Origin of the sequence: Stenotrophomonas sp. PA-6-5C (assembly GCF_021605635.1) — a bacterium.
GTDB lineage: Bacteria > Pseudomonadota > Gammaproteobacteria > Xanthomonadales > Xanthomonadaceae > Stenotrophomonas > Stenotrophomonas lactitubi.
In genome coordinates, this window is the sequence record NZ_WKEE01000026.1 from 29,160 (window position 1) to 43,197 (window position 14,038).

Sequence of the window (14,038 nt, forward strand, 5' to 3'; positions counted from 1 at the left end):
AGCACGACTCCAGTGCACGCTTCTTTGATCTGAGCGTGCGTGGCGATCCCATCCTTTTCGTTGACAACTCAGGGCCCAGTCTTCTGATAGTCACCATGTCTACGGTCGGGAGCGATGCAATAGAGCTACAGCACTGGAAAGATGGATGGGACTCACCAGAAGGACGCAGGAGGAACTTGAGCGCACCGGAGAACAGCTGCCCTCGGTCTGCGTCCCAATAGCACCCATCTGCACCCTGCCCTAGCAGCCAAACGCGTCAACGAATGACACAAGTAACCTGGTTCTAGCTAGAATCCTGAGCACTTGGCTTCTGGGACAGGGATCTAGGATGGAACTCCCATTCGAGGTGGGCGCGCTATACAACCGTCAAAAGCAGATCCATGGCGTATTTGGCGGGCAACAGCAAGGCGGCATTTCGACACCCAAGGAGCATCCGCTAGTCATCGCGTTCACTGGCGAGGCGGGTGTGTCTCACGGCTACCATGATTTCTGGGACGACGACGAAGTCTTTCACTACTTCGGCGAGGGTCAAATCGGAGACATGAAGTATGTGGCGGGCAACCGAGCGATTGGCGAGCACGTCAAGGATGGCAAGACGCTCGTAGTGTTTCAGATGATGGGCAAGGGGCGGCCCTACCGGTACCTAGGTAGGTTCATGTGTCAGTCCTCCTACGTTCAACCTGGCACGCAAGATCGCGACGGGCAGCCAAGATCTGCCATCGTGTTCCGCTTGAGATCACTGGAAGCCTCACTGGGCCTCGCGGCAAGCGAGACGGACCAAGCTGAGATCGATGCCGCTATCGATGACGTCGGCGCGACTACCACAAGACGCGAAACCGAAGTGCGGACAAAGCAACGCCTGTTCCGTGAGCGCCTAATTGGTATTGAGAAGGGCTGCCGGCTTACCGGTATTGAGGACCTGAGATTCCTGCGCGCGAGTCATATCAAACCGTGGGCGGATAGCACTCATAGCGAACGGGTTGATGGCGAGAACGGTCTTCTACTGGCTCCGCATGCGGACCTGCTGTTTGATCGGGGGTGGATTAGCTTTTCGGCAAGCGGTCGCTTACTCGTTTCGACCGAGCTTCCTCTCGATGTGCGTGCCCGCCTCGGATTGAATCTTGACATGAATGTTCGTCGTAGCATTTTCTCCGGGAAGCAACTTGGATTCCTAGAATTTCATCGTAATGTTGTATTTTCTAGCGAAAAGCACCGATCACAGATTTTTGCCTGAATAATCTCATTATCCTTAACTGAATCCGACACAGCCAAGCGCACAAGCCATCTAAATTAACGATCTAGAGACGGGTTAAACCTTAACCACCCCCCCTTTACACGTCGGCGCATGGAGCTAGACAAACCAATTCAAGCTCTCTTACATCAAACCTCCTTAGATATTCATCTTGCAGTCTACCGCTCTACCTAGGCAGATTGATCCGCATCCAATCCAAGGCCAAGTTATCTCTATGCAATCCGGTCAAGAATGCAACGTACCAAGAGTTCCTGCCGAGGCTTCTGTTGTCGGACATCTCACGCCGCAATAGGACCTTAGCAGCCGAGCGATTCTTCTCTCTATTTACTTTCCGCCACCACGGGGACCAGTACGTCGAGACCGTTTCGCGGAAGCGATCTGAATTTATAGAAGAATCCAAATGCGATTTCACCCGACAAGCTTCTACCCCGAAAGTTCCCTTGCAAGTTAGATCGAACTTCGGAGATTCGTACGGAGGAGCTATCGAGACCACCAACCTTATCCTCCTAATTAGCCCTTCATCAAAGTATGGATGTACGAACTCTTCTCCTTTGGCAGCATTTGCAGATTTGGTGGAGCGACTTTTATTGCAAGTCAAACATGAGGGGACAAGATTGTATGGGAAACAGGAAAACTCTGGATAGACATCCTTTGGAAGAAAATGATCCAAGCTTCCTAGCCCAGTACTTCCGCACATAGGACAGACACTCAGCCCGTGATTGTTCCGCAAAGATTCAATCCACATGGTTCGATTAACAGCAGATGGCGATCTATATCTTGCAATCAGGTATTCCTTCACATCATTGCATAGACCGATCGGCTTGAGCATCGCTGGCGACCTGTTCACGATATACATCCGCTCGGAATATTTTATCTTTCCCATGTAACCAGAAAGTCCAGGCATCTGACTCGCAAATATATTCATACTAACGCGGGACAGAGGAGCCTTGAATCTAAGAAATTGCATTTTTCTTCTCCATATAGGACCGAACAAGAGATAGCATTTCCACGCTAATCTGCTGTCCGAACCTCTCAATAACTTCCTCCATAGACGAGCTTATCATCGATATCTTCGAGGCCGTTTCATGATAAAACTTGTGTACTCCGGCATCATTGAATACATCAATTGATAAGTTGTCCACACTAGCACCTAACGTTCGAAGGTAGGGTGTTGAGAATGCTGGGACTCTTTGACTATCACATCTAAGGACGTGAACACAGCTAGTTGGAAGCTCTCTGGCGACAAACGGAGAGTGCGTAGCAATAAGTGCTATCGACTCCGCTTCTTCAAGCAATTCATGCAGTGCTTTCATCAACGCCGCAACCATACTTGGATGCAGATGTATTTCTGGCTCGTCCAGAATTAGGAGAGTGCCAGGCGTAATGGAGCACACAGCGCGAACGGCAAAAGAGAGCATCGCGGACTGGCCGCTACTGAACGGCGCGACTCCGTTCCCGTGCCAGTACTTGAGACTGCCGCTAGGATCGATACGACCAATCTTGTCTAGCCGATCTTGCTCGCTCCCTGCGATCAAGGAGGCGATAGAAACCCATCTTCTTTCTTTGCCCGAGAGCAAGCAAACCGCAATTTCTTTCAGACTCAAACAAGAGCTTACGGCTTTTTCAAAAAGTTGCAGCCTACTGGAACCACGTTCAGTCCTTGGATCACGAATAATTTGAGCCAACATCGATAGCTCATTATCTCTCCGTCTACTCCCACCTAAACTCCCCAAGTCCGCGATAGAGTAGTGGGTATACTCAAATCCATTTGTTATCGGAGTTTCCTCCGGATAATTAGCACCCACACCCCATGACAAGACAACCACGCGACCAATCGCTGCATCGTGAGATTCATAACGAAGCTTTCCCATTGCCTTAGCTTCGCCGCAAAGAATCTCTCGTGATACTCCACTGAGCGCCCCGAGGCTCACCACGAGCTCCTTCAAGAATCTAGTTTTTCCGACTCCATTCTCGCCAATTATCGCATGGCAGCGGTCACTCAGAGGCTGAGGAACGGCAAACTTGAACGCGGCCTTGTGTACACCTGAATATCCAGGCAGATTGCACTCGAACTCGAAGTTGCCTCGAGCATCGGTCGCATCTACTCGCGCGCCTGCCAGGATGCGCCAAGCCCGGTGATAATTTAGATACGCTGTTTCATCCCTAAATACACCTAGAATAGCTGCATCGGAAGCCAGAAACTCCTTGATCGAATCCGAACTTCTCCCTTTCCAGCGGAAGAAGACTATATCGTGAAAAAGCGAGAGTACGTCTTCCAAGAGCTTCCGATCTTCGCCAGCCCACTCCACAATTCTTTCATAGCCATCAGCTCGCAAAATGGAGAAGAACCTATGCCCTTCCCCGATTGCCAGGTGCGCCGTTCCCGGGGTGACCTTAAGGCTCTTCACTAGCCAGCCGCTAACCTTGTTGCTTAACAACCCTCTGTTCCAGGGCACAACAAACATCCTAAGCTGAATGCCTGGCTTCCCTGGGACTACGACATCGGCCACAGCTTGGAACGAGAATCCGAAATCATTCCAACCAGTGTCAACCGGTCGAATCTTTGAGTACCGATTTTCATCATACGGTGCACTCGTACTATCCTGAGCAAAGTACAGCTTCATTTGTTCCTCCCTGAATGCCCAAGAGGCTAAGATAATTCAATCTCGATATCGAGAGAGATAAATCAATAGAATACCGTAGTACTTCATACGCTTTTTGGAGATAGACTCAGAAAAGGCGCATGAAGTATCAAAAAAAGGGCGACCAATGGTCGCCCTTTTTAGAGTCAATTAATTGACTACATCAAACCCCAACAGGGTTAGCCTTATCCGGATCAATCTTGTACTGCTTGATCGCCCGGGCCACATCCTTCGCGGTCATCTTCCCGTCCTTCGCCAGCGCCGCAATCGCGGCATGCGCGATGTAGTACCGGTCGACCTCAAAGAACCGACGCAGGTTCGCACGGGTATCCGAGCGACCAAACCCATCGGTACCCAGCACCGTGTAAGACATCGGCACGAACGCACGGATCTGGTCCGCATACGCACGCACGTAGTCGGTGGCAGCAATCGCCGGGCCCTGGCGGCCTTCCAGCAGCTCGGTCACGTAGGCCTTGCGCTGCTCACCTTCCGGATGCAGGCGGTTGGCACGTTCCACGTCGAAACCATCGCGACGCAGTTCGTTGAAGCTCGGGCAGCTCCAGATGTCGGCGGTCACGCCGAAGTCCTTGTCCAGCAGCTCGGCCGCGGCAATGGCTTCGCGCAGGATGGTGCCCGAACCCAGCAGCTGCACGCGCAGTTCGCCCTTCTTCGGCTTGCCGGCGTCGGTCAGCAGGTACATGCCCTTGACGATGCCTTCGGCCGCGCCTTCCGGCATTTCCGGGTGAGTGTAGTTCTCGTTCATCAGGGTGACGTAGTAGTACTCGTCAATCTGATCTTCCATCATCGCCTTGGTGCCGTGCTGCAGGATCACCGTCACTTCGAAGCCGAAGGTCGGGTCATAGCTGCGCACGTTCGGAATGCCACCGGCCACCAGATGGCTGAAGCCATCTTCGTGCTGCAGGCCTTCACCGTTCAGCGTGGTGCGGCCGGCGGTACCACCCAGCAGGAAGCCGCGGGTACGCATGTCGGCAGCCTGCCAAGCGATGTCGCCCACGCGCTGGAAGCCGAACATCGAGTAGTAGATGTAGAACGGCAGCATCGGCACGTTGCTGACCGAGTAGCTGGTACCGGCGGCCATCCACGAGCTGATCGCGCCCGGCTCGCTGATGCCCTGCTGCAGCACCTGGCCGCTCTGGTCTTCGCGGTAGAACATCAGCTGGTCGGCGTCGACCGGCTTGTACTTCTGGCCGAACGGCGCGTAGATGCCGATCTGGCGGAACAGGCCTTCCATGCCGAAGGTACGGGCTTCGTCGGCCACGATCGGCACGATGTGCGGGCCCAGTTCCTTGTCGCGCAGGGTGATGTTCAGGCTCTGCACGAAGGCCATGGTGGTGGAGTAGCTGCGCTCACCACTGCTCTTCAGCAGGCGCTCGTAGCTTTCCAGCTTCGGTGCGTTGAAGCTCTTTTCGGCCTTGCGGCGGCGCTGCGGCAGGTAACCACCCAGCGACGCACGGCGTTCCTGCAGGTACTGCACTTCCGGCGAATCCGGGCCCGGGTGGTAGAACGGCACCTGGCCGTCGGCCAGCTGTGCGTCGGTCACCGGAATGTTGAAGCGGTCGCGGAAGTGGCGCACCGCTTCGTCGTCCAGCTTCTTGGTCTGGTGGGTCGGGTTCAGTGCCTCACCGGCGCTGCCCATGCCGTAACCCTTCACGGTCTTGGCCAGGATGACGGTCGGCATGCCCTTGGTGTTCACGGCCTGGTGGTAGGCGGCGTACACCTTGTGCGGGTCGTGGCCACCACGGTTCAGGCGCCAGATGTCGTCGTCGGACAGACCGGCCACCATCGCAGCAGTTTCCGGGTACTTGCCGAAGAAATGCTCGCGCGTATACGCACCGCCGAAGGCCTTGCAGTTCTGGTACTCGCCGTCGACGGTTTCCATCATCAGCTTCTTCAGGACGCCATTGGTGTCCTTGGCCAGCAGGGCATCCCAGTAACCGCCCCACAGCAGCTTGATGACATTCCAGCCGCCGCCACGGAACACGCCTTCCAGTTCCTGGATGATCTTGCCGTTGCCGCGTACCGGGCCGTCCAGGCGCTGCAGGTTGCAGTTCACCACGAAGATCAGGTTGTCCAGGCCTTCACGGCCGGCCAGCGCGATGGCACCCAGGGTTTCCGGCTCGTCGCTCTCGCCGTCGCCGATGAAGCACCACACCTTGCGGTCGGACTTCTCGATCAGGCCACGGTTTTCCAGGTAGCGCATGAACTGCGCCTGGTAGATGGCGGCCAGCGGGCCCAGGCCCATCGACACGGTCGGGGTCTGCCAGTATTCCGGCATCAGCCACGGGTGCGGGTACGACGACAGGCCGCCGCCGTCCACTTCCATGCGGAACTTGTCCAGCTGCTCTTCGCTGATGCGGCCTTCCAGGAAGGAACGCGCGTAGATGCCCGGGGCGCTGTGGCCCTGGATGAACAGCAGGTCGCCCGGGTGGCTTTCACTCGGGGCGCGCCAGAAGTGGTTGAAGCCCACGTCGTACAGCGTTGCGCCGGAGGCGAACGAGGCGATGTGGCCGCCCAGGTCACCCGGCTTGCGGTTGGCGCGCACCACGGTGGCCATCGCGTTCCAGCGGATGATCGAACGGATGCGCCATTCCAGTTCGGCGTTGCCCGGGCTCTTGGCCTCCAGCTGCGGCTCGATGGTGTTGACGTATTCGGTAGTGGGAGAGAACGGCAGATAGGCACCCGAACGACGGGTCAGTTCCACCATGCCTTCCAGCAGCTGATGCGCGCGCTCGGGGCCCTCGACATCAATAACGGCCTTCAACGACTCGATCCACTCCTGGGTTTCCACAGGATTCGGGTCGTTGTTCAGCACCTCGTTCAACCAGTTCATTAGCGCTCCCATTACCGCACGCACGCGCGCGACTGTTGATAGATTTCTAGACCGCAAAGTGTAGCGCACCAAGGGCTTTCGTCACTTGGCTACGCTGGCGTATGGAGGCAGGCCACCCCTGTCTGCATGGCATGTCCCGGGACGTCCACCGGCGGGACAAAGCGCTGCTGCAGGCCGCTGTGGCTGCCTGCAAGCGCTGCGCCAGCTGTCGCCATTGGCCTGCTGCGTCCATGCGCAGGACGCAGTGTTACTGCTGCGGATGACCGTTGTGGGGCAAGGCCGGCGCTGTGTCGGCGTTGTCTGACGGGCTGCCGCTGAACCCGCGACAACGTGTCGCGCGCGCCTCTCGACGCGGACGGCGCCACTGCGCAGGGTTGGCGGCGAGCAGGCCCCTTCCCGCGGTTCGCCGCTCGTCTGCTGCGCCCCGCCCGGGGCGAAAACCCGCAGCGCCGTTGCGCGGCCCGATACGGATGTCAGGCCGCGCAACGGTTGCGTGCGCCGCACGCAACCCTGCCCTGATCCCTTGCGGTACCTGGCTGCATGGCCCGATCTGGCAAGCGTTGTGGCCGAAACCGTACTTGTCGGGTCCGGCGTATCGATATATCGTTTTCGGCACACGTTACCGATATATCGAAATGGGCCGATCCCCCTCCCCCAAGAGCCGCACCGACGATGCCGCGGTACCCCGCCGCAACGGCCAGCCGCGCGTGCTCAGCCGTGGCGACCTGCGCCTGCTGGTACTGGCGCTGATCGGCGAGCAACCGCGCCATGGCTACGAGTTGATGCAGCACATCAGCACCATGTTCATGCAGGCCTACACGCCCAGCGCGGGCACCATGTACCCGCTGCTGGCCAGCTTCGAGCAGGCCGGCTGGGTGGAATCGGAAGAGGTGGACGGCCGCCGTGTGTTCCGCATCACCACTGCCGGCGAGTTCGAGCTGAAGGTGCAGCGCACCCAGGTGCGATTGGCGCAGCGACGCGCCTTCGACCGCGCCCGCGAGATCACCAAGGCCTCGCTGCCGGCCCCACTGGCCAGTGCGCTGCGCGAGTTCAAGCTGGCGCTGGTGCACCACCACGGGCGCTGGGCCGACGGCGAAGCCGAGCAGGTGGCGGCGCTGCTGTCGCGCGCGTCGGCGCTGATCAATGGCCAAGCCGGCAACGTGTCTTCTCCCTTTTCTACGACCCAGCCAGACTGAATCCAGCCAGGTCTTCCCCCATGCCGCGCGCCCCCGCGCGACCTTCTGACAGGTACCCCCATGACCGAACATCACAACTCGCGCCTGCGCCTGGATGTGCGCTTCCGTGAACTGACGGTGCTGCGCACCGAGACCGTCACCCCGCACATGCGCCGCATCGTGCTGGGCGGCGACGACCTGGCCGGCTTCGATTCGCCCGGCGCCGACGACCACATCAAGCTGTTCTTCCCCAACGCCAGCGGCGAAATGGTGCTGCCGGTGCTGACCGCCGAGGGCCGCAGCTACCCCGATGGCAAGCAGCCTTCGCCGGCGCGCGACTACACCCCGCGCTGGTGGGACAACGAAACCGGCGAACTGGCCATCGACTTCGTGCTGCACGACCAGGGCATTGCCGGGCCGTGGGCCGAGCGCGCACAGGCCGGCGACACGCTGGTGATCGGCGGCCCGCGCGGTTCGTTCGTGGTGGCCGACAGCTATGACGCCTATGTGCTGATTGGCGATGAGACCGCGCTGCCGGCCATCGCCCGCTGGCTGGACGTGCTGCCCGAAGGCGCGGAGGTACAGGCGTACATCGAAGTGGCCGACGAGGACGAGCGCCAGGATCTGCCGCAGTACGAGAACGTGCGCATCCACTGGCTGGAGCGCAATGGTTTCCCGGCGGCGAGCAGCACGCTGCTGGAAGACATGCTGACCGACTTCGAGGCCCCGGACGGCGATGCGTTCTACTGGATCGCCACCGAATCGCGCCGCGCACGGATGATGCGCAAGTTCATCGAAGGCCACCTGGGCGTGCCGCGCGACTGGATCCGCTCGACCGGCTACTGGAAGGCGCACCCGGACGAACAGGACGGCGATTGACCGCAAAACGGTAGGTGCGGACCGTTGGCCCGCACGCCTTTGACTATGTACAGCCGAGCCCATGCTCGGCTGCTGTTCTATCCGCCCTCGCGTTACGCGCGATGAGCCGAGCATGGGCTCGGCTCTACAGGAGCGCGGGGCGCCACCTGCCGCACCCACCCGAACCGGTGCGCGGCCCAGATTTCCAGCGCCAGCAGCAGCGCGATGATCGCCAGCGGCAGCAGCAACCCCAGGTACACGCCCGGCATCATGCCGTTGATCTGCGCCTTCACCAGCCGCAGCGCCCCGCGCGTATGCAGCAGTTCGTCGATGCGCATGGTCAGCGCCTCGCGCACCATCTTCGGCTCCAGGCCGACCGTGCCGGCCTTGTCGATCAGCGTGTCTTCCACCATCGCGCGCAGCAGCCCGGCGCGCACTTTGCCGATCACCCAGCCCACACCACGCGCCATCGGCCCGTCACCGAGCCGTTCCACGCCGGGCAATGGATGCTCGCTCAGGTAGATCGCAGCCAGCGAATCCGCGACATCCCCCACCGTGCCCTGGCTCTGCAGTGCGGCACGCATGCGCTCGTCTTCCAGCGAGGCGGTGAAGCCACTGCTCCAGCCTTCCACCATTGTCTGCAGGTGCGGCTGGAAGTGGTCGAGCTGCTTGAACAGCGCGCGGTGCGCGCCGGCGGTAAAGCCCAGCTGCAGGCCGAAGAACGCGACCAGCAACGGCAGCAGCACCACATACGAGGCCAGCAGCCCGTGGTGCCAACCTCGCTGTCGCCGCAGCCAACCGCGTCGATGCAGCCAGCGCCAGCCGAGGATGCCCAGCGCCAGCCCCAACAGGGTGCCCAGCACGCTGCCGCCGATCAGATCGAGCACGCTCAGGCCGGTCCAGAATTCGCCGAGCCAGTACTGCGCTTCCTGCATGGTGTTGTCTTCCGTGGTTCAGTGCGGCCGCCATGGTAACCGCGACCCCATGCGACAATCGCGCTCCTTTCCTGCACCAACGAGGCCCCACGTGGGCAAATTGACCCTGAGCGGCGTGGACACGCTGCGTACCCGCCTGGCCGACGACAGCGCCTGCGACGCAGTGCTGTCCGCCTTCGCCGACCCGGCTGCGGTGCGCGCACCGTTGCGTGAGCTGGTCGAGGCACAGCACCGCTACCTGCAGGCCGAACACGAAGTGGCACAGGTGGCCGACATCCTGCGCCGCGACCAGAAGTACGCGCCGGTCGGTCGTCCGTCGGTGCATATCGTGCAGCTGCGCAAGCAGCAGGCGTCTACCAGGCAGGCGGCGCTGATCGCCCGCCAGGTGGTGGCGCAGGCCGCGCAGACGTTCGTGCGCGCGAGCGGGTTGGTGGTGAAGGCCAAGCAGAGCCCGAGCGAAGCGTCGGCCGCGTGGCTGGGTACGCTGCGCTGAGCGCGCATACCCGGTAGTGGCCAACCTTGGTTGGCCTGCGGATTGATTGTGTGCCGACCAAGGTCGGCCCCCACCAAAGTCCCAAAAAAAGAAGGCCCGCTTTTCAGCGGGCCTTCTGCCTTCTCACGACGAGTGAGCGGGATGTTGCATCAAGCAGCCGGCTTCTCGCCGGTGGCTTCGGTGGTGATGCGGATCTTCACTTCATCGCTGACGTTCGGGGCGTAGGCGCCGACGCCGAAATCGCTGCGCTTGATGGTGGTGGTGGCATCGAAGCCGGCGGCCGGAACCTTGGCCATCGGGTGCTCGCCGCCGCCGTTGACGGTCACATCCAGGGTCACCGGCTTGGTGATGTCCTTGATGGTCAGGTCGCCGGTGACGGTCAGCTTGTTGGTGCCGGCCGATTCGACCTTGGTGCTCTTGAAGCTGGCGGCCGGGAACTTGGCAGCGTCGAAGAAGTCGGCGCTCTTCAGGTGCTCGTCGAACTTGGCGGTGAAGCTGTTCAGGCCGCTCAGCGGCAGCTTCACTTCCACGGTGGACTTGGTGACGTCGGTGGCGTCGTACACCAGGGTGCCTTCGGCGTTGCCGAAGTGCGCGCTCGGGTTGGAGAAGCCGAAGTGGCTCCACTGCGCCAGCACGTCGGTGTGGGTCGGGTCGAGCTTGTAGGTGCCCGAGGCGATGGTGATGGCGGCAGCCGCCGGGGCAGCAGCAGCGGCATCGGCGGCCGGGGTGGTGGCAGCCTGCTCGGTGGTGGCCGGGGCAGCAGCATCGGCGGCCGGGGCGGCGGTGTCGGCCGGCTTGGAGCAGGCGGCGATGGCCAGGGTCAGGGCCAGCGGCAGCAGCAGTTTGCGGGTGGCGCTCATCTCAGGAACTCTCCGGATCGTAGGGTGGGAACACAGTGCAGCAATGGCCCGCCACGGCGGGCGGGCCCGAAACCGATACAGCGACTTACGCGATGCGCGCCGCTTCGTCGAAGGACAGACGCGGCAGACGGGGGAACAGGCCCGAATCGTCACCGTACCCCAGGTTGACCAGGAAATTCGACTTGATGCTGGTGCCGGCGAAGAACGCTTCATCGACCTTGGCATTGTCGAAGCCGGACATCGGGCCGGCATCCAGGCCCAGCGCGCGTGCGGCCAGGATCAGGTAGGCGCCCTGCAGGCTGCCGTTGCGGAACGCGCCTTCGTGGCGGCCTTCGCGCGGGCCGTCGAACCAGGCCTTGGCATCGGTGTGCGGGAACAGGTACGGCAGCTTCTCGTGGAAGTCCTGGTCGAAGGCCACGATGACGGTGACCGGGGCGGCCAGGGTCTTGTTGTGGTTGCCTTCGGACAGCGCCGGTGCCAGCTTGGCCTTGGCTTCGGCCGACTTCACGAACACAAAGCGGGCCGGGCTGCCGTTGGCGGCGGTCGGGCCCCACTTCAGCAGGTCGTACAGAGCGTGCAGCTGCGCGTCTTCGACCGGCTTGTCGAGGAAAGCGTTCTGGGTACGGGCGGTGCGGAACAACTGGTCCAGTGCAGCAGCGTCGAGCGCGTGGGACATCGGTGGATCTCCAGGGCGGCTAAGGTCAGTGCCCGCGGGCGGCGCGGGGCGGAACGTCGATCCGCAGTGTAGAGTGTCGCGACTGTTGCAACACCCAGCAGGATTGAAACGAATTAATGCCAATGGTGAAACGATCGAGCACGCCATGGACGGTCACCGATGGCCGTGCCGGTAATGTCCGCCAGGCCGTGGCGCTGGCGACGGCGCTGCGCCTGGGCAGCCACCGCCCCCTGGTACTGCAACCGCGCGCCCCGTGGCGATGGCTGTCGCCGCGGCGCTTGCCCGGTGATGTGAACGGCTACGGCGAGGCGTTCGCGTCCCTCGCTGCCGAGGCGCCTGCGCTGGCGATCGGCTGTGGCCGCCAGGCCGCCGGAGCGCTGCGCGTGCTGCGCGCGCGCGGCAGCCAGGTGGTGCAGATCCTCGACCCACGCATCGGCTCCCGCCACTGGGACGTGGTGGTGGTGCCCGAGCATGACGCCCTGCGCGGCAGCAACGTGCTGACCCTGATCGGCAGCCTGAACCCGGTGGACGATGACTGGCTGGCCTGGGGCCGCGCCGCGTTCGCCAGCTTCAGTACCCTGCCCGGCCCGCGCACGGCGCTGCTGGTGGGCGGCCCGACGCCGCTGGCACCGTGGGACGAAACCGCGATGGTGCACGTGTTCCAGGCGCTGGCCGAACAGATCCGCAGCGAGGGTGGCAGCCTGCTGGCGACCACTTCGCGACGCACGCCGCCGGCGCTGGCCGAGATCCTGCGCGCGAAGTTCGCCGACCTGCCGCATGTGATCTGGGGTGATGGCGGTGATGGTGTGAACCCATATGCCGGCCTGCTCGGCTGGGCCAACCGGGTGGTGGTGTCGCCCGATTCGGTGAACCTGCTGTCCGAGGCAAGCGCCACGCGCATGCCGGTGATGGTGGCCCTGGCCGACACAGCGCAGGGGCGGCTGGCGCGCTTCCAGCAGCAGCTGCGCGAGCGCGGGCGCTTGCAGACACGCTGGTTGGATTGGCAGTACGACCGCATCGAACCACTGCGCGAGACCGCGCGTATTGCCGCCGAGGTCAAAGCGCGGCTGGCGCTGGGGTGATGCCGTCCAGCGCTTTTTGAACATTTCGATCCGTCGGCGCAGTTAGAGTCCAGCCTCCCCCTCGGACTGGACGTCCCCATGCGTACCCTGCTTCTGCTGCCGCTGGCCCTGCTGGCGGCCTGCTCTACCACCCCCACCGAACTTGATCCGCTGTCGCACGCCTGCCAACAGCAGCTGGATGCCTACCGCGAGCAGCCGGCGCTGCGTAATCCGCGCAACGAGCGCCCGCCGTTGCCGATCGCGCCGATCAGCGATACCTGCGACAAGGAATTGCGGCGCAAGGGCGTGGAGCGCTGATTCCAGCGATGCGGGTATGATCGGCGCGCGGGCCTGCCCGCCTCTGGAGCGGTATACATGGAACGTCTGCATCGCCTGCGCTGCGGCCTGCTGCTGTTGATGAGCCTGCTGGCAACCACGCCGGCGTGGGCCGACAGCGGCACCTGCCTGGAGCGCTACCCCAGCGTGGCCGCGCAGGCGGCGATGTTCGATGTGGCGTGGACCACGGCCGAACGCCTGGATGCGCTGCCCGACGTGGACGTGGTGATCGCCGCGCGTGGCGGCCAGGACCTGAGCCGTTACGGCCTGCGCCACAGCCACCTGGCCTTCCTGCTGCGCGAGGACGACGGCCGCTGGCGTGCGCTGCACCTGCTCAACCGCTGCAAGACCGACAGTTCGCAGCTGTACCGCGAGGGCCTGGGCAATTTCGTTGGAGAGAGCGGCACCCATACCGATCTGCGCATCGGCGTGCCGCCACCGGCGTTGCAGCTGGCACTGAAGCGGATGCTGGCAGCACCGGCGATCCAGCCCAAGGCGCTGCACGAATCGAAGTACAACGTCGTGGCCTATCCATTCGCCACCGACTTCCAGAATTCCAACCAGTGGATCCTGGAAGTGCTGGCCGCGGCGATGGCGCAGGCTGAAGGTGGCCCGGTCATCGTCAAGCGCGAACAGGCGCAGCAATGGCTGCGCGCGCAGAAGTTCCAGCCCAGCGTGCTGCATATCGGCCTGGGCAAGCGCGTGGGTGCACGCCTGTTCGTGGCCAACGCCACCACCACCGACCATCCGGCCAGCGAACGCATTTCCGGCAACTACTCGGTGGTGACGGTGGAATCGGTGTTCGACTTCCTGCACCAGCGCAGCCAGCTGCAGCAGGAACTGACCATTGCGCATGCGACGGTCGACGGCACCGCCGCCGCGGCGCCCTGACCTGGCAA

General features: G+C 62.0%; 12 protein-coding genes. 7 read left to right on the plus strand and 5 right to left on the minus strand.

Annotation, left to right across the window (positions count from 1 at the left end; translation table 11 throughout):
• The first annotated feature begins 328 nt into the window (after nt 1-328).
• On the plus strand, nt 329-1,234 hold the full coding sequence (locus GIW57_RS12605) for an HNH endonuclease (protein WP_236511237.1): 906 nt from the start codon (nt 329-331) through the stop codon (nt 1,232-1,234).
• Between the two features lie 971 nt (nt 1,235-2,205).
• On the opposite strand, the gene GIW57_RS12610 is transcribed toward GIW57_RS12605, so the two are convergent.
• On the minus strand, nt 2,206-3,876 hold the full coding sequence (locus GIW57_RS12610) for an AAA family ATPase (RefSeq protein ID WP_236511239.1): 1,671 nt from the start codon (nt 3,874-3,876) through the stop codon (nt 2,206-2,208).
• Nucleotides 3,877-4,057: 181 nt separating this feature from the next.
• A complete protein-coding gene (gene aceE / locus GIW57_RS12615) occupies nt 4,058-6,745 on the minus strand; it encodes a pyruvate dehydrogenase (acetyl-transferring), homodimeric type (protein ID WP_236511242.1) in 2,688 nt (895 codons plus the stop codon).
• Nucleotides 6,746-7,380: 635 nt separating this feature from the next.
• Here aceE and GIW57_RS12620 point away from each other — a divergent pair.
• Both GIW57_RS12620 and GIW57_RS12625 read left to right on the plus strand, forming a co-directional pair.
• Nucleotides 7,381-7,941 (plus strand): PadR family transcriptional regulator, encoded by a 561-nt coding sequence (locus GIW57_RS12620; protein WP_236511245.1) that lies wholly within the window; start codon nt 7,381-7,383, stop codon nt 7,939-7,941.
• A 60-nt stretch (nt 7,942-8,001) separates the two neighbouring features.
• A complete protein-coding gene (locus tag GIW57_RS12625; protein WP_236511247.1) occupies nt 8,002-8,799 on the plus strand; it encodes a siderophore-interacting protein in 798 nt (265 codons plus the stop codon).
• Between the two features lie 92 nt (nt 8,800-8,891).
• Here GIW57_RS12625 and GIW57_RS12630 read toward each other — a convergent pair whose 3' ends face one another.
• Nucleotides 8,892-9,713 (minus strand): hypothetical protein, encoded by an 822-nt coding sequence (locus tag GIW57_RS12630; protein ID WP_236511249.1) that lies wholly within the window; start codon nt 9,711-9,713, stop codon nt 8,892-8,894.
• Between the two features lie 91 nt (nt 9,714-9,804).
• Between GIW57_RS12630 and GIW57_RS12635 the strand changes: the two genes are divergently transcribed.
• A complete protein-coding gene (locus GIW57_RS12635; RefSeq protein WP_236511252.1) occupies nt 9,805-10,206 on the plus strand; it encodes a hypothetical protein in 402 nt (133 codons plus the stop codon).
• Nucleotides 10,207-10,355: 149 nt separating this feature from the next.
• Here GIW57_RS12635 and GIW57_RS12640 read toward each other — a convergent pair whose 3' ends face one another.
• Nucleotides 10,356-11,066 carry a YceI family protein gene (locus GIW57_RS12640; RefSeq protein ID WP_089238300.1) on the minus strand — a complete coding sequence of 237 codons (711 nt, stop codon included), beginning with the start codon at nt 11,064-11,066 and terminating at the stop codon, nt 10,356-10,358.
• Nucleotides 11,067-11,151: 85 nt separating this feature from the next.
• Nucleotides 11,152-11,742: a malonic semialdehyde reductase gene (locus GIW57_RS12645; RefSeq protein WP_025878215.1), complete on the minus strand. Its 591-nt coding sequence runs from the start codon at nt 11,740-11,742 to the stop codon at nt 11,152-11,154.
• 122 nt (nt 11,743-11,864) lie between these two features.
• Between GIW57_RS12645 and GIW57_RS12650 the strand changes: the two genes are divergently transcribed.
• The 3 genes from GIW57_RS12650 (at nt 11,865) to GIW57_RS12660 (ending at nt 14,030) form a co-directional block, all read left to right on the plus strand.
• Complete coding sequence (locus tag GIW57_RS12650) at nt 11,865-12,824, plus strand: mitochondrial fission ELM1 family protein (RefSeq protein ID WP_236511255.1); 960 nt, start codon at nt 11,865-11,867, stop codon at nt 12,822-12,824.
• Between the two features lie 78 nt (nt 12,825-12,902).
• Nucleotides 12,903-13,121 (plus strand): hypothetical protein, encoded by a 219-nt coding sequence (locus GIW57_RS12655; RefSeq protein ID WP_100460003.1) that lies wholly within the window; start codon nt 12,903-12,905, stop codon nt 13,119-13,121.
• Nucleotides 13,122-13,178: 57 nt separating this feature from the next.
• Nucleotides 13,179-14,030: a DUF2145 domain-containing protein gene (locus GIW57_RS12660; RefSeq protein WP_236511258.1), complete on the plus strand. Its 852-nt coding sequence runs from the start codon at nt 13,179-13,181 to the stop codon at nt 14,028-14,030.
• Nucleotides 14,031-14,038 lie beyond the last annotated feature (8 nt).

Excerpts from the sequence above, each read along its gene's own strand:
- GIW57_RS12605 (WP_236511237.1), top strand. The coding sequence starts at position 329 with ATGGAACTCCCATTCGAGGTGGGCGCGCTATACAACCGTCAAAAGCAG.
- GIW57_RS12610 (WP_236511239.1), bottom strand. The coding sequence starts at position 3,876 with ATGAAGCTGTACTTTGCTCAGGATAGTACGAGTGCACCGTATGATGAA.
- aceE (WP_236511242.1), bottom strand. The coding sequence starts at position 6,745 with ATGAACTGGTTGAACGAGGTGCTGAACAACGACCCGAATCCTGTGGAA.
- GIW57_RS12620 (WP_236511245.1), top strand. The coding sequence starts at position 7,381 with ATGGGCCGATCCCCCTCCCCCAAGAGCCGCACCGACGATGCCGCGGTA.
- GIW57_RS12625 (WP_236511247.1), top strand. The coding sequence starts at position 8,002 with ATGACCGAACATCACAACTCGCGCCTGCGCCTGGATGTGCGCTTCCGT.
- GIW57_RS12630 (WP_236511249.1), bottom strand. The coding sequence starts at position 9,713 with ATGCAGGAAGCGCAGTACTGGCTCGGCGAATTCTGGACCGGCCTGAGC.
- GIW57_RS12640 (WP_089238300.1), bottom strand. The coding sequence starts at position 11,066 with ATGAGCGCCACCCGCAAACTGCTGCTGCCGCTGGCCCTGACCCTGGCC.
- GIW57_RS12645 (WP_025878215.1), bottom strand. The coding sequence starts at position 11,742 with ATGTCCCACGCGCTCGACGCTGCTGCACTGGACCAGTTGTTCCGCACC.
- GIW57_RS12650 (WP_236511255.1), top strand. The coding sequence starts at position 11,865 with ATGGTGAAACGATCGAGCACGCCATGGACGGTCACCGATGGCCGTGCC.
- GIW57_RS12655 (WP_100460003.1), top strand. The coding sequence starts at position 12,903 with ATGCGTACCCTGCTTCTGCTGCCGCTGGCCCTGCTGGCGGCCTGCTCT.
- GIW57_RS12660 (WP_236511258.1), top strand. The coding sequence starts at position 13,179 with ATGGAACGTCTGCATCGCCTGCGCTGCGGCCTGCTGCTGTTGATGAGC.